Source organism: Streptomyces sp. NPDC030143 (genome assembly GCF_055573695.1).
In genome coordinates, this window is the sequence record NZ_JBVIAY010000005.1 from 177,802 (window position 1) to 202,868 (window position 25,067).

General features: G+C 72.7%; 23 protein-coding genes. 14 read left to right on the forward strand and 9 right to left on the reverse strand.

Annotated elements, in window-relative coordinates:
* Positions 1–103: 103 nt before the first annotated feature.
* From ACZ4YY_RS11375 to ACZ4YY_RS11385, 3 genes are all read left to right on the forward strand, one after another.
* On the forward strand, positions 104–1,108 hold the full coding sequence (locus ACZ4YY_RS11375; RefSeq protein WP_468287046.1) for an SCO0930 family lipoprotein: 1,005 nt from the start codon (positions 104–106) through the stop codon (positions 1,106–1,108).
* Between the two features lie 264 nt (positions 1,109–1,372).
* Entirely contained in the window at positions 1,373–2,185 is an 813-nt protein-coding gene (locus tag ACZ4YY_RS11380) for an SAM-dependent methyltransferase (RefSeq protein ID WP_468287049.1), read from the forward strand.
* Positions 2,182–4,317, forward strand: a complete 2,136-nt coding sequence (locus ACZ4YY_RS11385; protein WP_468287051.1) for a putative bifunctional diguanylate cyclase/phosphodiesterase — start codon at positions 2,182–2,184, stop codon at positions 4,315–4,317. Before ACZ4YY_RS11380 ends, ACZ4YY_RS11385 begins: the two co-directional genes overlap by 4 nt.
* Positions 4,318–4,407: 90 nt before the next feature.
* On the opposite strand, the gene ACZ4YY_RS11390 is transcribed toward ACZ4YY_RS11385, so the two are convergent.
* Entirely contained in the window at positions 4,408–5,292 is an 885-nt protein-coding gene (locus ACZ4YY_RS11390) for a LysR family transcriptional regulator (protein ID WP_468287054.1), read from the reverse strand.
* A 119-nt stretch (positions 5,293–5,411) separates the two neighbouring features.
* Here ACZ4YY_RS11390 and ACZ4YY_RS11395 point away from each other — a divergent pair, with 119 nt between their 5' ends.
* From ACZ4YY_RS11395 to ACZ4YY_RS11415, 5 genes are all read left to right on the forward strand, one after another.
* The gene (locus ACZ4YY_RS11395) at positions 5,412–6,083 is read left to right on the forward strand and encodes a succinate dehydrogenase (protein ID WP_468287700.1); all 672 of its coding nucleotides are present in this window, start codon (positions 5,412–5,414) and stop codon (positions 6,081–6,083) included.
* A gap of 1 nt (position 6,084) precedes the next feature.
* A complete protein-coding gene (locus ACZ4YY_RS11400) occupies positions 6,085–8,034 on the forward strand; it encodes a fumarate reductase/succinate dehydrogenase flavoprotein subunit (protein ID WP_468287057.1) in 1,950 nt (649 codons plus the stop codon).
* Positions 8,031–8,777 (forward strand): succinate dehydrogenase/fumarate reductase iron-sulfur subunit, encoded by a 747-nt coding sequence (locus tag ACZ4YY_RS11405; protein WP_468287059.1) that lies wholly within the window; start codon positions 8,031–8,033, stop codon positions 8,775–8,777. Before ACZ4YY_RS11400 ends, ACZ4YY_RS11405 begins: the two co-directional genes overlap by 4 nt.
* A gap of 218 nt (positions 8,778–8,995) precedes the next feature.
* Positions 8,996–9,769, forward strand: a complete 774-nt coding sequence (locus ACZ4YY_RS11410; protein ID WP_468287062.1) for a GNAT family N-acetyltransferase — start codon at positions 8,996–8,998, stop codon at positions 9,767–9,769.
* Entirely contained in the window at positions 9,766–10,677 is a 912-nt protein-coding gene (locus ACZ4YY_RS11415) for a lysophospholipid acyltransferase family protein (protein ID WP_468287064.1), read from the forward strand. The genes ACZ4YY_RS11410 and ACZ4YY_RS11415 overlap by 4 nt, the downstream gene beginning before the upstream one ends.
* A gap of 431 nt (positions 10,678–11,108) precedes the next feature.
* On the opposite strand, the gene ACZ4YY_RS11420 is transcribed toward ACZ4YY_RS11415, so the two are convergent.
* A complete protein-coding gene (locus tag ACZ4YY_RS11420; RefSeq protein WP_468287067.1) occupies positions 11,109–11,840 on the reverse strand; it encodes a hypothetical protein in 732 nt (243 codons plus the stop codon).
* 80 nt (positions 11,841–11,920) lie between these two features.
* Here ACZ4YY_RS11420 and ACZ4YY_RS11425 point away from each other — a divergent pair, with 80 nt between their 5' ends.
* Together ACZ4YY_RS11425 and ACZ4YY_RS11430 are read left to right on the forward strand one after the other, a co-directional pair.
* Positions 11,921–12,976 carry an NAD-dependent epimerase/dehydratase family protein gene (locus ACZ4YY_RS11425; RefSeq protein WP_468287069.1) on the forward strand — a complete coding sequence of 352 codons (1,056 nt, stop codon included), beginning with the start codon at positions 11,921–11,923 and terminating at the stop codon, positions 12,974–12,976.
* Between the two features lie 75 nt (positions 12,977–13,051).
* Positions 13,052–13,243 (forward strand): hypothetical protein, encoded by a 192-nt coding sequence (locus tag ACZ4YY_RS11430; RefSeq protein ID WP_468287071.1) that lies wholly within the window; start codon positions 13,052–13,054, stop codon positions 13,241–13,243.
* Positions 13,244–13,253: 10 nt separating this feature from the next.
* Here ACZ4YY_RS11430 and ACZ4YY_RS11435 read toward each other — a convergent pair whose 3' ends face one another.
* From ACZ4YY_RS11435 to rpmF, 4 genes are all read right to left on the reverse strand, one after another.
* Positions 13,254–15,596, reverse strand: coding sequence for an ATP-binding cassette domain-containing protein (locus ACZ4YY_RS11435; RefSeq protein WP_468287074.1), 2,343 nt, complete (start codon positions 15,594–15,596; stop codon positions 13,254–13,256).
* A gap of 63 nt (positions 15,597–15,659) precedes the next feature.
* Complete coding sequence (locus tag ACZ4YY_RS11440; RefSeq protein WP_468287077.1) at positions 15,660–16,676, reverse strand: LLM class flavin-dependent oxidoreductase; 1,017 nt, start codon at positions 16,674–16,676, stop codon at positions 15,660–15,662.
* A complete protein-coding gene (locus ACZ4YY_RS11445; protein ID WP_468287078.1) occupies positions 16,673–17,884 on the reverse strand; it encodes a GTP-binding protein in 1,212 nt (403 codons plus the stop codon). The genes ACZ4YY_RS11440 and ACZ4YY_RS11445 overlap by 4 nt, the downstream gene beginning before the upstream one ends.
* Before the next feature lie 4 nt (positions 17,885–17,888).
* A complete protein-coding gene (gene rpmF / locus ACZ4YY_RS11450) occupies positions 17,889–18,059 on the reverse strand; it encodes a 50S ribosomal protein L32 (protein WP_468287081.1) in 171 nt (56 codons plus the stop codon).
* A 101-nt stretch (positions 18,060–18,160) separates the two neighbouring features.
* Between rpmF and ACZ4YY_RS11455 the strand changes: the two genes are divergently transcribed.
* Complete coding sequence (locus ACZ4YY_RS11455) at positions 18,161–18,652, forward strand: phosphatase domain-containing protein (RefSeq protein ID WP_468287084.1); 492 nt, start codon at positions 18,161–18,163, stop codon at positions 18,650–18,652.
* A 1-nt stretch (position 18,653) separates the two neighbouring features.
* Here the strand turns inward: ACZ4YY_RS11455 and ACZ4YY_RS11460 are convergent, their stop codons facing one another.
* Positions 18,654–18,869, reverse strand: a complete 216-nt coding sequence (locus ACZ4YY_RS11460; RefSeq protein ID WP_468287087.1) for a dodecin — start codon at positions 18,867–18,869, stop codon at positions 18,654–18,656.
* Positions 18,870–19,227: 358 nt separating this feature from the next.
* Between ACZ4YY_RS11460 and ACZ4YY_RS11465 the strand changes: the two genes are divergently transcribed.
* From ACZ4YY_RS11465 to ACZ4YY_RS11475, 3 genes are all read left to right on the forward strand, one after another.
* Positions 19,228–20,589 carry a sugar transferase gene (locus tag ACZ4YY_RS11465; protein ID WP_468287703.1) on the forward strand — a complete coding sequence of 454 codons (1,362 nt, stop codon included), beginning with the start codon at positions 19,228–19,230 and terminating at the stop codon, positions 20,587–20,589.
* Positions 20,590–20,730: 141 nt separating this feature from the next.
* Positions 20,731–21,378, forward strand: coding sequence for an LbetaH domain-containing protein (locus ACZ4YY_RS11470; protein ID WP_468287089.1), 648 nt, complete (start codon positions 20,731–20,733; stop codon positions 21,376–21,378).
* Positions 21,375–22,502: a glycosyltransferase gene (locus tag ACZ4YY_RS11475; protein ID WP_468287091.1), complete on the forward strand. Its 1,128-nt coding sequence runs from the start codon at positions 21,375–21,377 to the stop codon at positions 22,500–22,502. The genes ACZ4YY_RS11470 and ACZ4YY_RS11475 overlap by 4 nt, the downstream gene beginning before the upstream one ends.
* Before the next feature lie 128 nt (positions 22,503–22,630).
* On the opposite strand, the gene ACZ4YY_RS11480 is transcribed toward ACZ4YY_RS11475, so the two are convergent.
* Together ACZ4YY_RS11480 and ACZ4YY_RS11485 are read right to left on the reverse strand one after the other, a co-directional pair.
* Entirely contained in the window at positions 22,631–23,830 is a 1,200-nt protein-coding gene (locus ACZ4YY_RS11480; protein ID WP_468287094.1) for a glycosyltransferase family 4 protein, read from the reverse strand.
* A gap of 49 nt (positions 23,831–23,879) precedes the next feature.
* The gene (locus tag ACZ4YY_RS11485) at positions 23,880–24,860 is read right to left on the reverse strand and encodes an NAD-dependent epimerase/dehydratase family protein (RefSeq protein ID WP_468287097.1); all 981 of its coding nucleotides are present in this window, start codon (positions 24,858–24,860) and stop codon (positions 23,880–23,882) included.
* Positions 24,861–25,067 lie beyond the last annotated feature (207 nt).

Consider the following 25,067-nt stretch of genomic DNA (forward strand, 5'->3'; position numbering starts at 1 on the left):
TGGCGTGTTTGAACACAACACCCACCGACATGCGTACCCATGACCGTGCGGCGGCGCAGCAGGGCGCTGCAACACCCTTGTGATGATCGGGGAGTTGTTGACGATGAAGACCTCCTGGCGGAGCGCCTCACTCGTGGCGAGCGCCGTGGCCGTCCTGGCGCTGACGACGGCGTGCGGTCAGGAAAGCGGCACGTCGAACGCGAGCCAGAACGTGGGGGCCACCGCCCCGGCCGGCGGCATCGCGGGCGTGGGAAGCGGCTACGGCGGGGTGGGCACCGGTACCGGTACCGGAACCGCTGCCGGCGGTGTCGGCGCGGGCACCGGCGCCACGCCGGGAGCCGGGACAGCGGCCGGCGGGGCCGGCCAGGACGGCTCCGGAGCGGGCCAGTTGTCGGTGTCCGTGAACGGGGAGCTCGGCAAGATCCTCACCGACGCCAACGGCATGACCCTCTACCGTTTCGACCAGGACACCGCCGAGCCTCCCAAGAGCAACTGCGACGGTGACTGCGCGACCACCTGGCCGCCGGTCCCCGCCGACGACGCCACGGCGGGCGACGGCATCGACAAGTCCCTGCTCGGCGAGATCACCCGCTCCGACGGCACCAAGCAGCTGACCATCGACGGCTGGGCGGTCTACCGCTACGCAAAGGACACCGGACCCGGCGACACCAACGGCCAGGGTGTGGGCGGCAAGTGGTTCGCGCTGGCCCCCGACGGCAAGAAGGCCAAGCTGTCCGACCTGCCGGGCCTGTCCGTGCGCAAGGACCCCAACCTCGGCGACATCGTCGTCGACAAGAACGGCATGACGGTCTACCGCTTCCTGAAGGACACGGCGTGGCCGAAGCCGGTGACGAAGTGCCTGGGCGCCTGCCTGGAGAAGTGGCCGGCCGTCGCCCCGGTCGCCACCAACGACACCGAGGGCGTCCAGAAGAAGGGCCTGATGAGCTTCACCCGGCCCGACGGCGTCAAGCAGATGACGGTCAACTGCTCGCCGATCTACACCTTCTCCGGTGACAAGGCCCCCGGGGACATCAACGGTCAGGGCGTCGGCGGCACGTGGTACGCCGTGGCCCCCGACGGAAAGCTGGTCGGCGCGCCGGAGCAGTAGCGATCACCTCCCCAGGGCTGACTCCCGCACCTGCCCCGGCACGCACGACCCCCGGTCCGCCCCCTCCGCGCCGCACGGAGGGGGCGGACCGCTGCGCTGTCGGCATCGGGTACTTTGCGACGGACTTCTCGGGGATGCGGATCGGGCACGTGCCGCAGGCAGTGACCGGGAACGGACGGTCAATTTCCGTTTCCACTCGCCCGTTTGGCGGGCGATCAGTAGCCTCTGCTCGAACACCGGATCGCCTACGCCTTGGAGAAATGGATGGAGCGTCCCGCCTGGGCCCCACGGAGCATCGACGTCTCCGTGCCCAGTGTCTCGCGGATCTACGACTACTACCTGGGCGGTTCGCACAACTTCGAGGTCGACCGGGAAGCGGCCCGCAAAGCCATGGAGTTCATGCCGGGACTGCCGAAGATCATGCAGGCCAACCGGGCGTTCATGCGCCGCGCGGTGCGCTACGCGGCCGGCGAGGGCATCACCCAGTTCCTGGACGTCGGTTCGGGCATCCCGACCTACGGCAACGTCCACGAGGTGGCCCAGGCGGCCCGTCCCGGCGCCCGTGTCGTCTACGTCGACCACGACCCGGTGGCCGTCGCGCACAGCCAGGCGGTGCTCGAGGGCAACGCCGACGCGGACGTCGTCGCCGCCGACCTGCGCAAGCCGCAGGAGATCCTGACCAGCCCCCAGGTCGGTCAACTCCTCGACCTGCAACGGCCGGTGGCCCTGCTGCTCGTTGCCATACTGCACTTCGTGGAGGACGAGGACGACCCGTACACGGCGGTGGCCGAGCTGAGCGCGGCGCTCGCACCCGGCAGCCTGCTCGTCCTCACGCACGCCTCGTACGAGGGGATCCCGCTGCCGCCCCGGCGGGCGGAGGGCGCGGTGGACGTGTACAAGGACATTCGCAACCCGCTGATCATGCGCTCGCGTGCCGAGATCGAGCGGTTCTTCGAGGGGTACGACATGGTGGAACCGGGACTGGTGCCGATGCCGCACTGGCGGCCGGAGACGGCTCCGGAGGACGAGGATCCGTATGCCTTCTCCGGTTTCGCGGGCGTGGGGCGTACTTCGTGACCGTCGAGCCGGACGGGCCGGAGGACAGACTGCGCCGGTTCGCCACGATCTGGAGCCGGGCGGTGTACCCGGTGACCTCGACGTCGCTGACCCGGCCGGAGTTCGAGGAGCGACTGCTCCCGCTGGCCCGGCGGTTGAGCGAGGCGCTGCGGGCGCGCGCCTTCGACGCGGAGGCTGCCAGGACCGTCGGCGCCGCGCTCGTGGGTGCGCACTGCACCGACCCCGACGCGCTCAGCGCCAGCCTGGACTGCGTCGACGCCTACCTGGTGCTCTACTGCGGCGAGGACGGGCCCCAGGAGGACCTGCGCACGCGCTGCTCACGGCTGCAGCACGCCATGGCCGCCGGGTACGCGTACGCGTTGCGCGAGCGCACGCTCGCCGAGCAGGAGGCCATCGCCCAGGCCGCGTTGCAGGCGCAGGGCGTGGTGGCACAGGCGCTGCACGCGAGCGAGGCCCGCTTCCGCGCGGTCTTCGAGGGCGCCGCGATAGGGATCGGCATCGCCGACCTGGACGGCAACGTCCTCCAGGTCAACGGCGCCCTGATGCGCATGTTCGGCGGTGGCGAGCAGAACGTCCGCGGCCGCAAGGTCCAGGAGTGGACGCACGCCGAGGACGCGCCCCACGTGTGGAAGCTCTACGAGGAACTGGTGCGCGGCGAACGTGAGCACTACCACGTGGAGAAGGCGTTCTACCGCCCTGACGGAACCGTCCTGTGGACGAACCTGACGGTCTCCCTGCTGCGGGACGCGGACGGCAACCCGCAGTACCAGCTGGCGCTGATGGAGGACACCACCGAGCGTCGCCTGCTCAACCTGCGGCTGCGCTACGAGGCCACCCACGACGCCCTCACCGGCCTGCCCAACCGCACGCTGTTCTTCGAACGGCTGGAGAAGGTGCTGGCCGCCGGGGAGGAACAGCGCTTCGGCCTGTGCTACCTGGACCTGGACGGCTTCAAGACCATCAACGACAGCCTCGGCCACGCGGCCGGGGACCGGCTGCTGGTCGAGGTCGCCGACCGTCTGCAGTCCTGCGCCACCGCGCCCGGCGAGATGGTCGCCCGGCTGGGCGGTGACGAGTTCGTGGCGTTGACCACCGGACCGGACACCCACCGCGAGGTCGACGACCTGGCCGCGCGCATCATGAACGCCCTGATCGCCCCGGTGCGCATCGAGGGCCGCGAGCTGACCGTGCGCGGCAGCATCGGCATCGTGGAGGGAGCGGCCGGAGAGCGAAGCGCCGCGGAGGTGCTGCGCAGCGCCGACATCACGATGTACCGGGCGAAGTCGGCGGGCGGCAACCGCTTCGAGCTCGCCGACGCCGAGGCGGACGCCCGCGCGATCACCCGTCACGGCCTGACCACCGCCCTGCCGGCCGCGTTGGAACGCGGCGAGTTCTTCATCGAGTACCAGCCCCTGGTCCACCTCGGTGACGGCAGTGTGCGCGGCGCCGAGGCCCTGGTGCGCTGGCTGCACCCGCAGCACGGGGTGCTCGGCCCCGACCGGTTCATCCCGCTCGCCGAGCACACGGGGCTGATCGTCCCGCTGGGCCGCTGGGTCCTGGAGCAGTCCGTACGACAGGCCCGGCAGTGGCGAGAACGCAACGGCAACACCAACCCCATGCGCATCAACGTCAACCTCTCCCCCTGCCAGCTCACCCACCCCGGGCTGGTGCAGGACACCGTCGAGATCCTGGAGCGCGCGGGCGTCGAGCCCCAGGTGCTGTGCCTGGAGGTCACCGAGTCGGCGCTGATCGGCGCCGACGACGACCTGCTCAAGCCGCTGCGCCGGCTCGCCGAGATGGGCGTCGACATCGCCCTGGACGACTTCGGCACCGGCTACTCCAACCTCGCCAACCTGCGCCGGCTGCCGGTGAGCGTGCTCAAGCTGGACCGGTCGTTCACCCAGAGCATGCAGCAGTTCCCGGCCGACCCCGTGGACCTCAAGATCGTCGAGGGGATCGTCTCGCTCGCCCACAGCCTGGACCTCGCGGTGACCGTCGAGGGCGTGGAGACCGGAGCCCAGGCCGACCAGCTGCGGATACTGGGCTGCGACACCGCCCAGGGCTGGTACTACGCCCGCCCGGGCCCGCCCGACCGCCTGCACGAACTGGCCCTGGTGGACGCGGCGGGATGAACCCCGCCGCCCCGGCACCAGCGCCCCGAAAGGGGCGCGGGGAACCACGCGGGAGACCGCGACGGTGCCGACAGCGGCGCGGGCAGACGCTCACCGCTCGAGAAGCATCCGCTGCAACTCCCGCGCGGCCCGGGGCGGAGCCACGTCACTGCGGTGCGCCAGCGCGATCGTGCGATGCAGCCCGGGCCGGGCCAGCGGGGTCACCCGCAGCCCGTGCCCGGCCCGCGTGGCGACCATGCGCGGGACGACCGCCACGCCCAGCCCCGCCCGCACGAACCCCAGCACCGCGTCCATCTCTCCCCCCTCCACCGCGAAATCCGGCTCGAACCCGGCCGAGCGGCACGCCGCGACGGTCAGTTCCCGCAGGTCGTAGCCGTGCCGGAACATCACCAGGCGCTCGCCCTCCAGGTCGGCGACGCTGACGGCACGGCGGCCGTGGCCCGGGTGGGGGGCCTCCGGGGACGAGACCACCACCAGGTCCTCGCGCAGCAGCTCCACCGTCGTCAGGGCGGGGGAGGGGCTCGGCAGCGGCAGGACGACCAGGGCGAGGTCGAGGGCGCCGCGGGCCAGCCCGCGCACCAGGTCGTGCGAGCCGCCCTCCTCGATGAGCAGCCGGATGCCGGGATAGCGGTCGTGGAAGGCGCGCAGCACATCGGGCAGCAGACCCGTGCACAGGCTCGGGGTCGCGCCGAGCCGCACCCGCCCGCCGCGCAGTTGCACCAGCTCCTGCACCTCGTGGCGCGCGGTCTCGGTGTCCGCGAGGATCCGCCGGGCCAGTGGCAGCAGCGCCTCGCCGGCGTCGGTGAGGGTGATGTTGCCGCGCGCCCGCAGGAACAGATCCGCCCCCAACTCCCGCTCCAGGGCCTTGATCTGCTGCGACAACGACGGCTGTGCGACGTGCACGAGTTCGGCGGCACGGGTGAAATGCCGCGTCTCGGCAACCGCCACGAAGTACTGGAGCTGCTGGAACTGCACCCAGCCATGATAGCCCCGCCCTATCGAAACGAGCCGTTCCATGTCTTGGACTGATGGGGCCGGTCGGCTCTAGCGTCCTGTCCATGGCTCAGGCAACGCGGACGGACCGACGGCCGTCGATGGCGCGTACCGTGTGGGACTCCTCCGTCGGGAAGAAGACGGTGATGGCCGTCAGCGGCGTGATCATGCTGCTGTACCTGGTGGCCCATGTGATCGGCAACCTGAAGATCTTCTTCGGCCCGGAGGAGTTCAACCACTACGGGCACTGGCTGCGCACGGTCGGCGAACCGTTCATGCACTACGAGTGGACGCTCTGGCTCGTCCGGATCGTGCTGGTCGTCGCGGTCGTCGCGCACGCCGTCTCCGCCTACCAGCTCAGCCGCCGCGACATCCGGGCTCGCCCGAGCAGGTACGTCCACCGGAAGCCGCGGGCGAGCTACGCGACGCGCACCATGCGCTGGGGCGGGATCATCCTCGGCCTGTTCATCGTCTGGCACGTCCTGGACCTCACCACCGGCACGGTGCACTCCGGCGGATTCCAGGAGGGCCACCCGTACCAGAACGTCGTGGACACCTTCTCCACCTGGTACGGCAACGCCGTCTACATCGTCGCGATGCTTGCCCTCGGGCTGCACGTCCGGCACGGGTTCTGGAGCGCGGCCCAGACCCTCGGCGTCGGCAGCCGCACCCGCGACCGCGCCCTGAAGACCGTCGCAAACGTCCTCGCACTGCTGCTCACGGCCGGTTTCGTCGCCGTCCCCGTGGGCGTCATGACCGGAGTGGTGAGCTGACATGACCTCGTACACCGACTACACGACCGGGGCGCCGGCCGTCGACGCCAAGGCCCCGTCCGGCCCGATCCACGAACGCTGGGACAAGCGCCGCTTCGAGGCCGGGCTGGTCAACCCGGCCAACCGGCGCAAGCACACGGTGATCGTCGTCGGCACCGGCCTGGCCGGCGGCTCCGCCGGAGCCACCCTCGCCGAACAGGGCTACCACGTCGTCCAGTTCTGCTACCAGGACTCCCCGCGCCGCGCCCACTCGATCGCCGCGCAGGGCGGCATCAACGCGGCGAAGAACTACCGCAACGACGGCGACTCGGTCCACCGGCTGTTCTACGACACCGTCAAGGGCGGCGACTTCCGGGCGCGCGAGTCCAACGTCCACCGCCTCGCGCAGATCTCCGTCGAGATCATCGACCAGTGCGTGGCGCAGGGCGTGCCCTTCGCCCGCGAGTACGGCGGTCTGCTCGACACCCGCTCCTTCGGCGGCGTCCAGGTCTCCCGCACCTTCTACGCCCGCGGCCAGACGGGCCAGCAGCTCCTGCTCGGCGCCTACCAGGCCCTCAGCCGGCAGATCGCCGCCGGCAACGTCGAGATGCACCCGCGCACCGAGATGCTCGACCTGATCGTCGTCGACGGCCGCGCCCGCGGGATCGTGGCCCGCGACCTCGTCACCGGGAGGATCGACACGTACTTCGCGGACGCCGTCGTCCTCGCCAGCGGCGGCTACGGCAACGTCTTCTACCTGTCGACCAACGCCATGAACTCCAACGCGACCGCCGTCTGGCGGGCGCACCGGCGCGGCGCCTGGTTCGCCAACCCCTGCTTCACACAGATCCACCCGACCTGCATCCCGCGCACCGGCGACCACCAGTCCAAGCTGACGCTGATGAGCGAGTCGCTGCGCAACGACGGCCGGATCTGGGTGCCGAAGGCCAAGGGCGACACCCGGCCGCCGAACAGGATCTCCGAGGACGAGCGCGACTACTACCTGGAGCGCATCTACCCCTCCTTCGGCAACCTCGTCCCCCGCGACATCGCCTCCCGCGCCGCGAAGAACGTCTGCGACGAGGGCCGGGGAGTGGGCCCCGGTGGTCAGGGCGTCTACCTCGACTTCGCCGACGCCATCGCGCGCATGGGGCGCACGGCCGTCGAGGCCAGGTACGGCAACCTCTTCGACATGTACCAGCGGATCACCGACGAGGATCCGTACGAGGTGCCGATGCGGATCTACCCGGCCGTGCACTACACCATGGGCGGACTGTGGGTGGACTACGACCTCCAGACCACCGTCCCCGGCCTGTTCGCGATCGGCGAGGCCAACTTCTCCGACCACGGCGCCAACCGGCTCGGCGCGTCCGCGCTGATGCAGGGCCTGGCCGACGGCTACTTCGTGCTGCCGGCGACCATCAACGACTACCTCGCCCGCAACCCGCACCAGGACGCGGTGACCGCCGCGCACCCCGTCGTGCAGGACGTCCTGGCCGAGACCCAGGACCGGCTGAACCTGCTGCTGTCGGTCGACGGCGACCGCACACCGGACTCCTTCCACCGCGAGGTCGGCGAGCTGATGTGGGAGTTCTGCGGCATGGCCCGCACCGAAACGGGACTGCGCAAGGCACTGGAGCGGATCCCGCAGATCCGCGAGGAGTTCTGGCGGCGGATCAAGGTGCCCGGCACGGGCGAGGAGTTCAACCAGTCGCTGGAGAAGGCCAACCGCGTCGTCGACTACCTCGAACTCGCCGAGCTGATGTGCCTCGACGCGCTGCACCGCGCCGAGTCCTGCGGCGGCCACTTCCGCGAGGAGTCGCAGACCCCCGACGGTGAGGCCGCCCGCCGGGACGAGGACTTCGCCTACGCGGCCGCCTGGGAGTTCACCGACACCGGCGAGGCACCCGTCCTGCACAAGGAAGACCTGGTCTTCGAGTACGTCCACCCCACCCAGCGGAGCTACGCATGAAGCTCACCCTGCGCGTATGGCGGCAGAAGAACGCCGACGCCGAAGGCGCCATGTCCACGTACGAGGTGGACGGTGTCTCGCCCGACATGTCCTTCCTGGAGATGCTCGACACGCTCAACGAGGAGCTCATCCTCGAGGGCGAGGACCCGGTCGCCTTCGACCACGACTGCCGTGAGGGCATCTGCGGCGCGTGCAGCCTCGTGATCAACGGGGACGCGCACGGCCCGGAGCGCACCACCACGTGCCAGCTGCACATGCGGTCCTTCGAGGACGGCGCCACGATCGACGTCGAGCCGTGGCGGGCGTCCGCGTTCCCCGTGATCAAGGACCTCGTCGTCGACCGGTCGGCGTTCGACCGGATCATCCAGGCCGGCGGCTACATCACCGCCCCGACCGGCTCCGCGCCGGAGGCGCACGCGACGCCCGTGCCGAAGCCGGACGCCGACCTCGCGTTCGAGCACGCCGAGTGCATCGGCTGCGGGGCCTGCGTGGCCGCCTGTCCCAACGGCGCGGCCATGCTGTTCACCTCCGCCAAGGTCAACCACCTCAACGTGCTGCCGCAGGGGGCGCCCGAGCGCGAGACACGGGTGCTCGACATGGTGGCGCAGATGGACGAGGAGGGGTTCGGCGGGTGCACGCTGGCCGGGGAGTGCGCGACAGCCTGCCCCAAGGGCATTCCGCTGACGTCGATCACCGGCATGAACAAGGAGTGGCTGCGGGCCACGCGGAAGGTGAAGCGGTGACGCCGCCCCACTGATCGTTCGCCGCGACGGCGGACGGGCGGGACCGGGTGTGGTGCTCTCGACCCCGGTCCCGTCTGGCTTTCCGGCGCCCGCGCACGCCTGACATTCAGCATTCCCACATCCGCACTCCTGGCGCAGGTCACGCACACGCCAACCGGCATCGGAAGAAACAGGGGGTACCGCTCCGTCCCCACCTCAGGCGTGCCCAGGAGTCAGCCATGACCGGCGTTTCCACCCTCGACCGTCCCCCGCAGTCCACGGCACCCGTCCGCTACACCGTCACCCTCGCCCGCGACGAGGCCGACGTGCGGGCCGCGCAACGCCTGCGCCACGAGGTCTTCGCCGGGGAGATGGGCGCGCTGCTCACCTCCGCGCAGCCCGGCCTCGACACCGACCCCTTCGACGCGTACTGCGACCACCTGCTGGTGCGCGACGCCGACACCGGACAGGTCGTCGGCACCTACCGGCTGCTGCCGCCGGAGCGCGCCGCCGTCGCCGGGCGGCTGTACTCCGACAGCGAGTTCGACCTCGCCTCCCTCGACGGCATCAGGCCCGGCCTCGTCGAGGTCGGCCGCTCCTGCGTGCACCCCGACCACCGCGATGGCGCCGTCATCGGGCTCATCTGGGCCGGCATCGCCCGCTACATGGTCGACGGCGGCCACGAGTGGCTGGCCGGCTGCTGCTCCGTACCGCTCGCCGACGGCGGCGCCCTCGCGGCCGGCACCTGGGACCGGGTGCGCGACAAGCACCTGTCGCCCCAGGAGTTCCGGGTGCGCCCCCTGCTGCCGTGGGTGCCGCGGGCGGACGCCTCGCCGGCCGCCCGCACCGAACTGCCCGCCCTGCTCCGCGGCTATCTGCGCCTCGGCGCCTGGGTGTGCGGCGAACCGGCCCACGACCCCGACTTCGGGGTCGCCGACCTGTACGTGCTGCTGTCGATGCGCCGGGTCAACCCGCGCTACCTGCGGCACTTCCTCTCCCTCGTCCCGGCGTGAGCGTCTGGCTGCCCCGCGCGCCCTGCACCCCCCGGGCGTGCGTGACCGCGACGGCGTCCGCGACCGCCGCTCCCCGGGCGGTGCTGCGGCTGGCCGCGATGCTGCTGCTCGTCCTCACCGGGATCCTCCTCTCGCCGCTCGGCCGGGGGCGCCCCGGCCGGCGGGGGAGGATCCCGGCGGGGGCGGTCCGGTGGTGGGGCCGGGCGGTCGTGCGGGCGGCGGGGGTGCGCGTCCGCGTCACCGGGGCCACCGCCCCCGCCGGCGGGCTGCTGCTCGTGGCCAACCACATCTCCTGGCTGGACATCCCGCTGCTGGCCGCCGTCCGGCCGGCCCGGATGCTCGCCAAGACCGAGGTGCGGCGGTGGCCGGTCGCCGGGGCGCTCGCCGAGCGCGGCGGCACCCTGTTCATCGACCGCGACCGGTTGCGCGCCCTGCCCGCCGCGGTCGCCCGTCTCGCCGAGGCCCTGCGCGCCGGGAGTGCTGTCGCGGTGTTCCCCGAGGGCAGCACCTGGTGCGGCCGCGCGCAGGGCCGCTTCCGCCGGGCCGTGTTCCAGGCGGCACTGGACGCGGGGGTCCCCGTCCAGCCGGTCCGCATCCGCTACCCCCAGGCCGACGGCACCGTCGGCACGGCCCCCGCCTTCGTCGGCGACGACCCCCTCCTCGCCTCGCTCTGGCGGGTCGTGACGGCCCGGCGTCTCGTGGCGGAGGTGGAGGTGGGTCCGGCGATCCCCCCGACGGCCCACCCCGACCGCAAGGCCCTGGCGGCCGCAGCCGAGGAGTGGGTGCGGGGCGGCGCGCCGCGGGAGACATCCACGGTGCTGGTACCGGGCCCCCGGCCGCCGCACCGGGAACGCCCGGCGCACACCCCGGCCGGCCCGCCCCGACATGAGGACGCCCTCGCGGGGTGACCAGCCGGGAACCCGGCCGGCGCGAGCGGCGCGGCGCCGCAGCGGGGCGAACCCACCCGAACCAGTGGCGGAGCCCGGGGGCCGGCCCGGCCGGGCCGGCCGGCAGCGCCGGGCCGTTCGCAGGGCGGAGTCGCTCGCAGCGCCGGGCCGCTCGCAGGCCGGGCCTGCATGCCCGGCCCGGCCCCGTTGGCGGGCCGTCCACTCGCCTACGCCATCCGCCAGGCCGTATCAGCCGTGCCAGGCAGGGGTCGGCCGTCCGGCCGGGTCGCCTGCGGTCACCTCCCTGGCCGGGGCACCTGCCGGGCCAGGACGTCGGGCCCGGGTTACCCGTCCGGCGGGGGCCATCCGCCCAGTCCGGGCCATCCGCCCAGTCCGGGCTACCCGTCCGGCCCGGGCTACCCGTCCGGCCCGGGCTACCCGTCCGGCCCGGGCTACCCGTCCGGCCGCATGAATTCCAGGTCCTCGCCCCAGGCGTCCAGTACGTCGCCGTGCCCGGACGTGCGGGCCGCCTGTTCGGCGCGGGTGAACAGGGCCCGCTGGGCGCGGACGTCGGCGGTCGCCGCGATGTGTTCCACGGCGTCCAGCAGGGCCTGCGTGTCCCACCCCGGCAGCGCCCGGTGCGCCAGCTCCCAGCGCAGGTACTTGTTGTAGGGGCGGGGCCGGCGGTCCAGGGCGAACAGGAACTCCAGCAGGAAGCCCAGGCTGTCCGCAGCGTCGAGGCGGGCGGCGAGCGACTCGCCGTCACGGGCGTTCTTCAGGGACCGGTAGTGGGAGTTGGCGTACGCGTCCAGCCACCCGCCCGCCGCACGGAACGCCTCGTCCGCGTCCAACCGCCCCTTCGCGGCGATGATCCGGCCGATCTCCCCGTCGAGCCGGTCGAGCACGACCCGGGCGCGGGACAGGGCATACCGCTCGAACCCCGGCATGCCCGCCTCCCGCAGCTCGGCGAGCGTCACCACGACCACGTCCAGCTCGGGCGTACGGCGACCGAGGTCCGCCGGAGCGGCCCCGTCCGCGAGGACGACGTACAGGTCGTGGTCGGAGTGGGCGTTCGCCATGCCCTCGTGGGCCCGGGACCCTTTCAGGACCAGGCCGACCACGGCCGGGTCGGCGCGGACGCGGGCCAGGAACTCCCCGTAGACAGAAGGTGATCGGTCGGTCATGGTGCGATCATGACAGAACCGACGGCCGCGGTCCCGCACCTTGGTCGCACAGCGGAGTGGACCACCCGAGGAGCCCGCGCGTGAGTGCAAACCCGGCGGGCAAGCCGGTCCTGGTGACGGGCGGCAGCGGTTTCGTCGCCGCCCACCTCGTACGGCAGTTGCTGGAGCGCGGCCACCGGGTGCGCACCACCGTGCGCGGCACGGCGGGCGCGGCGAAACGCGCCCCGCTGCACGCGCTGCGCGCGGCGCACCCGGGCCGTCTCGACGTCTTCGAGGCCGACCTCCTGCGCGAGGGTTCCTTCGACGAGGCGCTGAAGGGCTGCGCCGTCGTCTTCCACGTGGCCTCGCCCTTCCTGATGCCGGAGAGGATCAGGGACGGCCGGCGGGACGTGGTGGAGCCGGCGCTGCGGGGCACCCGCAACGTCCTGGCCGGCATCGACCGCACGCCGACCGTCGAGCGGCTGGTGTTCACCTCCACGGTGGGCGCCATCTTCGGTGACTACGCCGACGTCCTGGAGATGGCCGACCGGACCTTGTCCGAGAGATACGTCAACACGACGAGCACGGTGGAGAACAACCCCTACCACTACGCCAAGACGGTCGCGGAACAGGCCGCCTGGGAAGCGGCACGGGCCCAGGACCGCTGGGACATGGTCTCCGTCAACCCCGGCCTGGTCCTGGGGCCCTCGCTCACCCCGGCCTCGGACTCCGGCAGCCTGTTCCTCCTGGACGAGCTGTTCAAGGGCCTCTTCTTCTACGGCGCCCCCGACTTCAGCTTCACCACGGCCGACGTACGCGACGTCGCGGCGGCCCACATCGCTGCGGCGGAACGGCCCGAGGCGCACGGCCGGTACATCGTCGCCGCGCCGGAGATGACGTCGTTCCACCAGATGGCGACGATCCTGCGCGCGCACCACCCGCGCTCCCTGCGCCTGCCCCGCACCGCGCTCCCGCACTGGCCCGTGCGCCTCCTCGGCCCCGCCTTCGGCCTCACCCAGGACTACATCCGCAGACACCTCGGCATACGCTTCCGCGTCGACAACCGCCGCAGCGTCGAGGAGCTGGGGATCGTCTACCGTCCGGTCGAGGAGACGCTCGTGGACCACTACCGGGCGTGGCGCGCACAACGCCGGTAGCGGAGCGCAGGGTCCTCCAAAGCCCGCCGGGAGGACGACGCCGGCCGCGGTGGAAGGAAGAGAGAGGGGAAGTCGTTGGAACTGCTCGTCGTGTCGTGCCTGCTCGTGCTCGTCGTGGGGGGATGCGTCTGCGTGGTGTGGGCGTCGCGGGGCGGCCCGCGCTGGGTGAGGGCGGTGGCCGCCGTGACCCTCGCCGCGGGCTCGCTGCTGCGTCACGCCTCCCGTTCGAGCGGCCGGAGGTCGGGCGGCGGCTCGGACGGCGACTGAGCCCGCCCGTTCAGCGGACCGGCGACAGCACCCGTCGCAGATACGGCGCCGTGGCGCTCTCCGCCGCCGCGGCCACCTGCGCGGGCGTCCCCTCCGCCACGATCCGGCCGCCCTCGTCCCCGCCGCCCGGGCCCAGGTCGATCACCCAGTCCGCGCCGGCGACGACCGCCATGTCGTGCTCGACGACGATCACCGTGTGGCCGGCGTCGACCAGGCCGTGCAGCTGTCGCAGGAGGACCTCGACGTCGGCCGGGTGCAGTCCGGTGGTGGGCTCGTCCAGGAGGTAGAGGGTGGGGCCGCGACGAGCGCGCTGGAGTTCGCTCGCCAGCTTGATGCGCTGTGCCTCGCCGCCGGACAGCTCGGTCGCGGGCTGCCCGAGGCGGAGGTAGCCGAGGCCGACGTCGAGCAGCGTGGACAGGCTGCGCGCGACGGCCGGGGTGTCGGCGAAGAAGTCGGCCGCCGCATCCACCGTCAGGTCCAGCACCTGGGCGATGTTCCGCCCCCGGTAGGTCACCTCCAGCGTCCGCGGGTTGTAGCGGGCGCCGCCGCAGTCCGGGCACGGCGCGTACGTGCTCGGCAGGAAGAGCAGCTCGACGCTGACGAAGCCCTCTCCCTGGCAGGTCTCGCAGCGGCCCCCGGCCACGTTGAAGGAGAACCGGCCGACGCCGTAGCCCCGTTCCCGCGCTTCCTCACCCGCGGCGAACACCCGGCGCACCACGTCGAACAACCCCGTGTACGTGGCCAGGTTGGAGCGCGGGGTGCGGCCGATCGGCTTCTGGTCGACGGCGACGAGCCGGCCAACGCCCTCCAGTTCCTCGGTGATCTCGCCGACGAGGGTGGACTTGCCCGAGCCGGAGACCCCCGTGACCGCGGTGAACACGCCGAGCGGGAACGCGGCCGTCACGCCGCGCAGGTTGTGCCGGTCGACCGGTCCGACCTCGACCCGTCCGCGCGGCACGCGGACCTCGCGCGCGGGGGCGGGGGACCGGTCGAAGAGGAAGCGGGCCGTCGCCGACTCCGCGACCGATGCCAGGCCCGCCACCGGACCGCTGTGCAGCACCCGCCCGCCGTGCTCGCCCGCCCGCGGGCCGACGTCCACCAGCCAGTCCGCGGCCCGGACCACGTCGAGATGGTGCTCCACCACGAACACCGAGTTGCCGGCCGCCCTCAGCCGCTCCAGCACGGTCAGCAGCGCCTCGGTGTCCGCCGGGTGCAGCCCCGCCGACGGCTCGTCCAGCACGTACACCACCCCGAACAGCCCGGAGCGCAGCTGCGTGGCCAGGCGCAGGCGTTGCAGCTCGCCCGCCGAGAGCGTCGGGGTGGGCCGGTCCAGGCTCAGGTAGCCGAGGCCCAGGCCGGTGACGGGGGCGATGCGGGAGACGAGGTCGTCGGTCAGTACGCGGGCGGTGCCGCCCGTCGCGCCCGCGAGGACCCCCGCCAGCTCGGTGAGCGGCAACGCGGCCAGCTCGGCGATGGTCCGTCCGGCGATGGTCACCGCCAGCGCCTCGGGCCGCAGCCGGCTGCCTCCGCACGCCGGACAGGGCGCGGCGGTCAGGAAGCGTTCGGCCTTCGCCCGCAGGGTCGCGCTCCGGGAGTCGGAGAACGTCTTCATGACATAGCGGTGCGCGCTCATGTACGTGCCCTGGTAGGGCCGTTGGACGCGGTCGGCCTCCCGCACCGGGTGGACCGTCACCACCGGCTGCTCGTCCGTGAACAGGATCCACCGCCGCTCCCGTTCGGGCAGTTCACGCCACGGCCGGTCCACGTCGTGGCCGAGGGCGTCGAGGATGTCCCGCAGGTTCTTGCCCTGCCACGCGCCCGGCCAGGCGGCGATCGCGCCCTCCCGGACGGACAGCGACGGATCCGGGACCAGCAGCTCCTCGCTCGTGCGGTGCACCTGGCCCAGACCGTGGCACTCGGGGCAGGCCCCGGCCGGGGTGTTCGGGGAGAAGGCGTCCGAGTCCGGACGCGGGGTGCCCGGCGGACGGTCGCCGGCGCGGGAGAACAGCATCCGCAGCGAGTTCGACAGGTGGGTGACGGTCCCGACCGACGAACGCGAGGTCGGCGCGGAGCGCCGCTGCCGGAGCGAGACGGCCGGCGGCAGTCCGGTGATCTCCGCGACCTTCGGCGCGCCGACCTGGTGGATCAGCCGGCGCGCGTACGGCGCCACCGACTCGAAGTAGCGGCGCTGCGCCTCCGCGTAGATCGTGCCGAAGGCGAGCGAGGACTTCCCCGAGCCGGACACTCCGGTGAACACGGCCACCACGTCCCGCGGAATGTCGACGTCCACCCCGCGCAGGTTGTGCTCGCGGGCACCGCGCACGCGGACGAACGGGTCGTGCGGACTCGTCATGCGGGGGTGCTCCGTACGGGTCTGCGGCGGCGGTGGCCGCCGGGAGGGACAAACCCTGCGATTCTACGAGCGGTCCCGCCGCGCGGGCCGCACGACCGCGGCCAGCCGCCGGTAGGAGTCCAGCAGCGCGTCCCGGTCGTGGGTGCTGGTGGTGACCAGGACCTCCTGGGCGTCCGTCTCCTTCAGCAGGGCCTCCAGTTCGTGCGCGACATGCTCCTCGGTGCCCGCGAGGTGGCCGGCGAGCCCCGACTCGTAGAACCCGCGTTCCTTCGCGGTCATCGGACGCCGCTCGACGTCCTCGGCCGACGGCAGCGGTGGGAAGGTGCCGTGGGTGCGGGAGTGCGCCATCGACCAGGCCTCCGGTATCAGCAGCCGCCGGGCCGCCTCGGGGGTCCCGGCGACGGCGATCGTGCCCGAGACGACCACGTACGGCTCGGACGCCCAGGGGGAGGGGCGGAAGCGGTCCCGGTAGCGGTCGATGCCGCGCAGCATCCGGTCGCGGTCGCGCAGGTCGCCGATGACCATCGGCAGGCCCGCCTCCGCCGCGATCCGCGCGCCCTCACCCATGGCCAGCACGAACGGCGGCACGCTCAGGCCCTCGGCGGGCCGGGCGTGCACACCGGCGGGGGAGGTGCCGAGGAACCAGCCGAGCAGCTCCTCCAGCTGGGCCGCGAAGTCCTCGGCGTCGTCCTTGTCGCGGCCGAGGGCCCGGCGCACGCCGTCGGTGAAGCCCACCGACCGGCCGAGGCCCATGTCGATCCGGCCGGGGAACAGCGACTCCAGCACCCCGAACTGTTCGGCGACGACCAGCGGCCGGTGGTTGGGCAGCATCACCCCGCCCGTGCCCACCCGGATCGTGCTCGTCGCGCCGGCGACGGCGGCCGCGAGGACCGTCGGCGCGGAACCGGCGACGCCTGGCACACCGTGGTGCTCGGACACCCAGAAACGGTGGTACCCGAGCGCCTCGGCCTCCCGCGCCAGCGCCACGGTGTCCCGCAGCGCCTCGGCGGGGGGCCGGCCCTCGCGGGTGCGGGAGCGGTCCAGGACGGAGAATCGGACGGCTTCGATCGCAGAGCTCACACGGTGTTCAACGCGTACGGGACGTGGTGATTCCCACCCGTCCCCGCCCCCGTTCCCGTCTGCTCGTGCTCGCAGGCGTCGTCGACGCCGTGGGTCTCCCACGCCGGGAACGGGTCGTCGGCCGGGAGGGGCTCGCCGGGTGTCAGCAGACAGCCGGCGAGCGCCGCGCGCAGGGCGTCCGCGTCCAGCCGCGTGCCGATGAGGACCAGTTCCTGGGCGTACGGGGCGTCGGTGTCGCGCGCGGCCGACGGCTCGAAGCGGGCCACCGAACCGGCCTGCGACCACAGCCCCGTCACACGCGGGCGGGTGGCGAGGGTGAAGAACCCCTTGGAGCGCAGCACCTTGCCGTAGTCCCCGCTGTCCAGCCCCTCGGTCACGAACGCCCACAACCGGCCGGGGTGGAAGGGCAGTTCGGAGCGGAACACGGTGGAGGAGATGCCGTACTCCTCGGTCTCCGGAACGTGCTCGCCGTTGAGCTCCCGCACCCAGCCCGGTGCCTGCTGGGCGCGCTCCAGGTCGAACCGGCCGGTGCCCAGCACCTCGGCGAGGTCGACCCGGCCGTGCACGGCGGGGACGACCCTGGCCAGCGGGTTGAGACGGCGCAGCGCCGCCCGCAGCCGGTCCGCGTCCGGGGCGTCGACGAGGTCCAGCTTGTTGAGGACGAGGACGTCCGCGAACTCCACCTGGTCCACGAGGAGATCGCTGACCGTGCGCTCGTCGTCCTCGAAGGGCGCGAGTCCCCGCTCGGCGAGTTCGTCGCCGGCGTCCAGCTCGGTGAGGAAGTTCGCCGCGTCGACCACCGTGACCATCGTGTCCAGCCGGGCCACGTCGGCGAGGGTGGCGCCGTCGTCCCGGGCGAAGGCGAAGGTCGCGGCGACCGGCAGTGGTTCGGAGATGCCGCTGGACTCGATGAGAAGGTGGTCGAAGCGGCCCTCGCGGGCCAGCCGGTCGACCTCCTCCAGCAGGTCGTCGCGCAGGGTGCAGCAGATACACCCGTTGGTCATCTCGACCAGCCGCTCCTGTGTGCGGGACAGCGCGGCCTCACCGCCGCGGACCAGGGCCGCGTCGATGTTGATCTCACTCATGTCGTTGACGATCACCGCCACGCGCAGTCCGCCGCGACCGCTCAGCACATGGTTGAGCAGCGTCGTCTTGCCCGCTCCGAGGAACCCGGACAGCACGGTGACGGGCAGTCGCTCGTAGGGCACGCCGTCAGCCCTCGGGACGCAGCAGGCCGCGCTCGTAGGCCTTCACCAGGTGCTGCGGGACGAGGTGGCGCACGCCGTCGACGGTGACCGGGACGAGCTGCGCCGTCGTCGCCTTCCATCGGGCGCGGCGGTGACGGGTGTTGCTGCGGGACATCTTCCGCTTGGGCACGGCCATGGGGGACCTCCTCGGTGGGCCGGTGAGCACCGAGGACGCTACATGAAAATGGATCCCATTAACAATTGGCGGCCGGGACGCCCGGGCCTAGGCTGGTCGGTGTGACCGAGACCAGCCCGCGGCCGCTCGCCGTGTTCGACCTGGACAACACCCTCGCCGACACCGCCCACCGTCAGCGGTTCCTGGAGCGCAGGCCGCGGGACTGGGACGCCTTCTTCGCGGCCGCGCCGCAGGACCCGCCGATCCCCGAGGGCATCGCGCTGGCCGTGGAGAGCGCCCGGGAGTGCGAGGTCGTCTACCTCACCGGGCGGCCCGAGCGCTGCCGGCGCGACACCCTGGAGTGGCTCGAACGGCAGGGCCTGCCCGAGGGGCGCGTGTACATGCGGCGCGACGGCGACCGCCGCCCCGCCCGCCGCACCAAGCTGGACATTTTGCGCCGTCTGGCGCGCGACCGGGCGGTGCGCGTGTTGGTCGACGACGACGACCTGGTGTGCGGCGACGCGGAAGCGGCCGGCTTCACCGTCGTACGGGCGCGCTGGGCGCTCCCCTCGGCCGCCCTCCGGGTGGCCCAGGAGCGGGAGGGGCGCACCTGAGTCAGTCCGACTCCTCCAGGCGGAAGCCCACCTTCAGGCCGACCTGCCAGTGGGCGATGTCGCCGTTCTCGATCTGACCCCGTACCTGGGTCACCTCGAACCAGTCCAGGTTGCGCAGGGTCTGCGAGGCGCGGGTGATGCCGTTGCGGATCGCCTGATCCACGCCCTCGGGCGAGGTGCCGACGATCTCCGTGACCCGGTACGTGTGGTTCGACATGCGGGTGCTCCTCTCGCGACTGCGACTGCTGCTGCGTGCGACTGCGGCTGTGACTCCGGCTGCGGCGCGTCACGCGTACGCCACGCGTCACTCCACCGTGCCCCAAGCCGCGACGGAGCGCGAGGCGTCGAAGACCGATATTCCTATCTATCTGATGATATAAGGATCATGTTGTCGGGGTGTGGCTGCTGTCGTCGGTGATGGCCGCAGCCATGCCCGCGCTCTGCGATCGGGTGGTGAGGAGACCATGCGGCGGTTCAGAATCCCGATGTCCCGGCAGGCGCCCGTCCCGATGGCGCGCCATCCCGTCCACCGCGAGGAGCGCCGGGCGCGCTGGTACGCCCCCTTCTCGGTGAGCGTGGACCTCCTCGCCGCGGCCCTCCCGGTCGCGGCGGCTTTCGTGGAGGTGCACGAACCGCACCCGCTGCGGCTGGCGGCCGTAGCGGCCCTGCTCTGGCCCCTGATCGGGGTGGCGAGCAAGCGCTACACACCGCAGGCCTGGGGTGACGGGGGTGGTCTCAGGGCGGTCGCGCGGGACTGGCTGGTCCTGGTCGGCGCCCTGGCCACGCTCCGGGTGGTCTGCGGGCTCGACAGCGTGCCCGCCGAGGCGTTCACGGCGCTCATCCCCGCGCTGGTGTTCACCGGCGTCTGCCAGAAGATGATCCACCGTCACCTCCTGGCCGCCCGCCGCGACGCCCGCGCCCTGCGCCCCGTGCTGGTCGTGGGCGAGGCACCGGCGGTCGACGCGGTCGTCGAACAGCTCGCCCAGCGCACCGACCACGAGTACGTCGTCGTCGGCGCCTGCCCGGTGGGCGACGGCGAGGTGCGCTCCGGGGTGCCGGTGTGCGAACGGCTTCCCTACGAGGCGCCCGAAGCACCGGAGGCGGACACCGCCGCCGTGCTCGGCGCCGCCGACGAACTCGCGGCCTCCCTGGTCTTCGTGGCGCCCGGACCGCACATGTCCGGCGAGCGGGTGCGCCGGCTGTCCTGGGCGCTGCACGACCACGGCCGCTCGCTGATGGTGCTGCCCGGCATCGTCGAGGTGGCGCGCCGCCGGGTGCGTCTGACGTCGGCGGCCGGCCTCACCCTGCTGCACATCTCGCCTCCGCCGCAGCGGGGCGTCCACACCGCGGTGAAGGGGTTGGTGGACCGGCTGGGCGCCCTGACGCTGATCCTCCTGCTCTCCCCGCTGCTGCTCGTGCTGGCGCTGGCCGTCCGGTTCGGCTCGCCCGGGCCGATCCTCTACCGCCAGATCCGGGTCGGCCGGAACGTGACGCCGTTCCCCATGTGGAAGTTCCGCACGATGGTGGTCGACGCCGACCGGCTGAAGAGCGGACTGGAGGCGGACAACGAGAACGACGGACACATGTTCAAGATGCGCCGGGACCCCCGCGTCACCGCCGTCGGGCGCGTCCTGCGCCGCTACTCCCTGGACGAGCTGCCCCAGCTGTTCAACATCCTCTGCGGCCACATGTCCCTGGTCGGTCCGCGCCCCCCACTGCCCGAGGAGGTCGCCAAGTACAACCGGACCGAACTGCGCCGGCTCAGCATCAAACCGGGCCTGACCGGCCTGTGGCAGGTGAGCGGACGGTCGGACCTGTCCTGGCGCGAGACGGTCGCCCTCGACCTGCGGTACGTCGACAACTGGTCGCTGGCCGGCGACATGAACGTCATGGCCCGCACCCTGCGCGCGGTGCTGGACGGTCAGGGCGCCTACTGAGGAGGGGCGCGGCGGCGTGGGGGCCGCATCCTCCATCCGGGCACGACTGCCGTCAACACGCCGTGATCGCGGATGATCCGTCGCCGGGGACGTGAAGGATCGCGGACGTCGACGTCTTGGGCCCTCGGAAGGGACACCGTCATGGCACAGACCACAGCCGCCCAACCCGCCGCCCCGCCCCCGGCCGGCTCCGCCGGCGCCACGACGCCCCGGCCCGTCGTGGCGCGCTCCCTGCGCGGCTTCACCGGCGCCGGGTACGACAAGGGGCGGCCCCTGCCGGTCCAGGCCGCCTGGTACGCCGCCCAGCACCTGCTCTTCGTCAAGTGGTGGTTCCCCGCCCGCTGGCGGCCGCCCCTGCTGCGCGCCTTCGGTGCACGCGTCGGGCGGCGCGTGCTGATCCGGCGCGGGGTGCGCGTGCACTGGCCGTGGAAGCTGGACATCGGCGACGACGTGTGGATCGGCGAGGACGCCTGGATCCTCAACCTCGAACCGGTCGTCATCGGCAGCGACTGCTGCGTCTCCCAGAGCGCGCTGCTGTGCACGGGCAGCCACCGCCGCCGCAGCGCCACCTTCGAGTTCGACAACGGCCCCGTCCGGCTGGAGCCGGGCAGCTGGGTCGCGGCCCGCGGCGCGGTGCTGCGGGGCGTCACCGTCGGCCGGGGCGCGGTCGTCGGCGCCGGCGCGGTCGCCCACCGGGACCTCGCCGCGGGCGAGGTCCTGACGGCGGGCGGGAAGCCCGGCACCGGCCCGTCGGCGGCGTCCGCACCGGCGAAGGGGGCCACGGCATGAGACTCGTCCACGTGGTCACGCTGGTCAGTGACGACGGGGCCTTCGGCGGGCCGACGAGCGTGGCCCTCGCCCAGCTCGAGGAGTGCGCCGCCCGCGGTCACTCCGTGACGCTGGTGTCGCTGTGGCGGGGCCGCCACAAGGCCGCGCGGCGCCTCGGTGCCGTCCGCTTCGTCTCCCGTCCGGCATGGCGCCTCGTGCCGGGCCGCGGCTGCCTCGGACTCATGCACCCCCTGCTGCTGGTGGACCTGTGGCGTTCCCTGGGGCGCGCCGACGCCGTGCACCTGCACGTGGGTCGGGACCTCGTCTCGCTCGCCGCCCTCGCCGTCGCGCGCCTGCGCCGCACCCCCTTCGTCACCCAGACGCACGGCATGGTCGAGCCCCGCACCGGTGCCGTCGCGCGGGTCTTCGACCGCCTCTACGTGCCCCTGCTGCGCCGGGCGCGCCGCTGTCTCGTCCTCACCGAACTCGAGCGGCAGGCCCTCACCGAGGTGCTGGGCCCGGACGGTCCCCCCCTGCTCCCGCTGCCCAACGGTCTGCGCGTCGCCGCCGCACGGGAGGGCGCCCGGCCGCGCCACGAGCACGAGGTGATCTTCCTCGCCCGGCTCCACCCCCGCAAACGTCCCGAGGCGTTCGTCGAGATGGCCGCCCTGGTCCACAAGGAGATGCCCGAGGCGCGCTTCACGCTCTACGGCGCGGACGAGGGCTCCCTCCCGGCGGTGCGACGCCTCGTCACCGACCGCGGGCTGACCGACGTGGTCTCCTACGGTGGCGCGCTGGAGCACTCCGCCGCGCTGGAGGCCTACCGCAGGGCCGCCGTGTACGTCCTGCCGAGCGTGCACGAGCCGTTCCCCATGACGGTCCTGGAAGCCCTCGCCGAGGGCACGCCGGTGGTGTGCACCGACAGCAGCGGCATCGCGGCCGAACTGGCGCGCCGGGAGGCGGCCCTGGTGACCGACGGCAGTCCGGAGGCCCTGGCCGACGCGGTCTGTCTGCTCCTGGCCGACGAACCCCTGCGCCGCCGCATGGCCGCCGCCGGCCGTCGCGCGATCGACGAGACCTTCTCGATCCGGGCGGTCGTCGACCGCCTCGAGACCGTCTACCGGGACCGCTCCGGCCGCACGTGACCGGGGCCGTTGCGGGGCAGCGATCCGGCCCCCCGGGCCCCGCCGTGGCGGCGGGGCCCGGGGGGCCTTCGGGGGCCTGCCGGCGGTCGGCCCGGGCCCCGCGGGCGTCCGGCAGACCGGGGCGGGGCTCACCGCGCCGATGCGCGGCTCACCCTCCGCAGGATGTTCTCGAAGCGGGAGGCGCAGTCCTCCAGGGCGAACTCCCGCTCGGCCAGCGCACGGCTCTCCTTGCCCAGCGACCCGGCGCGCGCCGGGTCGGCGAGGATCTCCCGGGCCCAGGCCGAGGCGTCGTCGAGCGAGGACTCCTCGGGCGGGAACACCGCGGAGCCCGCCTGCCGGAGCAACTGCGCGGCCAGGTTGTCGGCGGGCATCAGACCGAGCACCGGGCGACCGGCGCACAGGTACGACAGCGTCTTCGACGGGACGGAGAACTCGCCGGCGTCCGCCGCCAGGAGGACGACGAGCAGGTCGCCCGTGCCCAGCACCTCGGGTAGCCGCTCGTAGGGCTGGAACGGCAGCAGGGTCAGATCGACCCCCCGTTCGGCCGCCGCCCTGCGCAGGACGGGCACCGCCGGGCCGTCGTTGACGACGACGAGGCGGACCGGGGTGCCCTGGTCCCGCAGCCGCTCGGCCAGCCGCACCAGCAGGACCGGGTTGTGCTTCAGCCCCAGCGTGCCGGAGTAGAGCACGGTCCGCACGCCGTCCAGGCCGTGCTCGGCGGACCAGGCGTTGTCCCGGGCCACCGGCACGATCTCGTCCAACGGCGCCCAGTTGGGGATGACGGTGACCTTGCCGGCGGTGCCCCACTGCTCGTGGATGCGCACGAAGGACTCGGCGATCACCACGACGGCCGCGGCCCGCCGCGCCGACCACTTCTCGCCCGCCCCGAACACCTTGGCGGCGACGCCCATCGACTTCGCCACGTCGGCGGCGGCGAAGCTCTTCAGGGCGACGGCCGTGACGTCCTGGTGCCACAGCACCCAGGGGATGCGCAGGCGCCGCAGCACGGCCGCCGCCACGACCAGCACCGGAACGGGCAGGTTGGACAGCAGGGCCACGTCGGGTCGCTCGCGCCGCACCTGCCGGGCCAGTTCGAGGCCCAGCAGGGTCTCCTGGCGGAGCCTGCGGAAGTAGGCCTCCTTCCGCAGGACGGTGCCGTCCCCGATGGTGGCGAAGCGCAGGCCCGGGGTGTCTCCGGCGAGGTTGCCCTTGCCGGAGACGTAGGCCGTGCACGTCGAGTGGACGACGTCGTGGCCGCGGCGCGCCAGCTCCCGGCTCAGCTGGACCTGGAACGGGTGGCCGCTGTAGTCGTGGACGAGGATCCTCATCGTTCTCCGTGTCCTGGTGCTCGGCGTCCTCGGTGGACTCGGTCGGGCGTCACTGGTGGGAGCGCTTGACCTGGTCGTAGACCCAGGCGTAGGTCTTCTCCAGACCGTCGACGAGGGTGATCGACGGTTCCCAGCGGTAGATCTCGCGGATCAGGGCGTTGTCGGAGTTGCGGCCGCGCACGCCCTGCGGGGCGTCCAGCCGGTAGGTGCGCTCGCAGCGGACACCGGCGATCCGCTCGACGATGTCGACGAGCTGGTTGATGCTCACCAGCTCGGAGGAGCCGAGGTTGACCGGGATCCCGCTGTCCCCGTTCATGATCATCTGTGAGCCGTGGACGCAGTCGTCGATGTACATGAACGAACGGCTCTGCAGTCCGTCGCCCCAGATCTCGATCCGGTGGTCGCCGGAGACGACCGCCTCGGCCACCTTCCGGCACACCGCCGCCGGCGCCTTCTCCCGGCCGCCGGTCCAGGTGCCGTTGGGGCCGTACACGTTGTGGTACCGGGCGACGCGGGTGACGAACCCGTAGTCCTCGGCGTAGTGGCGGCACATGCGCTCGGAGAAGAGCTTCTCCCAGCCGTAGCCGTCCTCCGGCTGCGCCGGGTAGGCGTCCTCCTCGCGCAGGGCGGTGACGTTCGGGTCGGTCTGCTTGCCGGCGGCGTACACACAGGCGGAGGAGGAGTAGAAGTACCGCTCGACACCCGCCTCGTGCGCGGCCCGGAGCATGTGGGTGCTGGTGAGCACCGACATCATGCAGGCGGCCTTGTTGTTCTCGATGAAGCCCATGCCGCCCATGTCGGCGGCCAGCATGTACACCTGCCCGGCGCCCTCGACGCCCGCCCGCGCGCTCTCCAGGAGCGACAGGTCGGCGACCACGTTCTCGGCGTCCTGGTGGACCTGGTACCACTCGTGCCGGGGCTTGATGTCGATGGAGCGGACGGTCAGTCCCTGGGCGAGAAGGTCGCCCACGAGATGCCCCCCGATGAAACCTCCGCCTCCGGCGACGACGACATCGACCTGCTTGCTCATGCGCAACTCCCTTGCGGGTCCGGTGATCTGGTGTGCGGTCAGCCGGTCCACCGCCGCCTGTGACGCCGGTCCGGCGGAGACCTGCGCGACAAGCTATGCAGACTTGTCATGATTTGAGATAAAAGGCACGCCGCCGATAGCTAAGATCACCCGATGTCCCTGCTTGAGGGCTCATGAAAGAAAGTCAACGATTTGTGCGCGCCTGAG

Bases quoted from the DNA above. Each gene is read 5' to 3' on its own strand.
- ACZ4YY_RS11475 (WP_468287091.1), top strand. From the start codon at position 21,375: ATGAGACTCGTCCACGTGGTCACGCTGGTCAGTGACGACGGGGCCTTC.
- ACZ4YY_RS11470 (WP_468287089.1), top strand. From the start codon at position 20,731: ATGGCACAGACCACAGCCGCCCAACCCGCCGCCCCGCCCCCGGCCGGC.
- ACZ4YY_RS11410 (WP_468287062.1), top strand. From the start codon at position 8,996: ATGACCGGCGTTTCCACCCTCGACCGTCCCCCGCAGTCCACGGCACCC.
- ACZ4YY_RS11405 (WP_468287059.1), top strand. From the start codon at position 8,031: ATGAAGCTCACCCTGCGCGTATGGCGGCAGAAGAACGCCGACGCCGAA.
- ACZ4YY_RS11460 (WP_468287087.1), bottom strand. From the start codon at position 18,869: ATGTCGAACCACACGTACCGGGTCACGGAGATCGTCGGCACCTCGCCC.
- rpmF (WP_468287081.1), bottom strand. From the start codon at position 18,059: ATGGCCGTGCCCAAGCGGAAGATGTCCCGCAGCAACACCCGTCACCGC.
- ACZ4YY_RS11380 (WP_468287049.1), top strand. From the start codon at position 1,373: ATGGAGCGTCCCGCCTGGGCCCCACGGAGCATCGACGTCTCCGTGCCC.
- ACZ4YY_RS11435 (WP_468287074.1), bottom strand. From the start codon at position 15,596: ATGACGAGTCCGCACGACCCGTTCGTCCGCGTGCGCGGTGCCCGCGAG.
- ACZ4YY_RS11395 (WP_468287700.1), top strand. From the start codon at position 5,412: ATGGCGCGTACCGTGTGGGACTCCTCCGTCGGGAAGAAGACGGTGATG.
- ACZ4YY_RS11375 (WP_468287046.1), top strand. From the start codon at position 104: ATGAAGACCTCCTGGCGGAGCGCCTCACTCGTGGCGAGCGCCGTGGCC.
- ACZ4YY_RS11400 (WP_468287057.1), top strand. From the start codon at position 6,085: ATGACCTCGTACACCGACTACACGACCGGGGCGCCGGCCGTCGACGCC.
- ACZ4YY_RS11480 (WP_468287094.1), bottom strand. From the start codon at position 23,830: ATGAGGATCCTCGTCCACGACTACAGCGGCCACCCGTTCCAGGTCCAG.
- ACZ4YY_RS11485 (WP_468287097.1), bottom strand. From the start codon at position 24,860: ATGAGCAAGCAGGTCGATGTCGTCGTCGCCGGAGGCGGAGGTTTCATC.
- ACZ4YY_RS11420 (WP_468287067.1), bottom strand. From the start codon at position 11,840: ATGACCGACCGATCACCTTCTGTCTACGGGGAGTTCCTGGCCCGCGTC.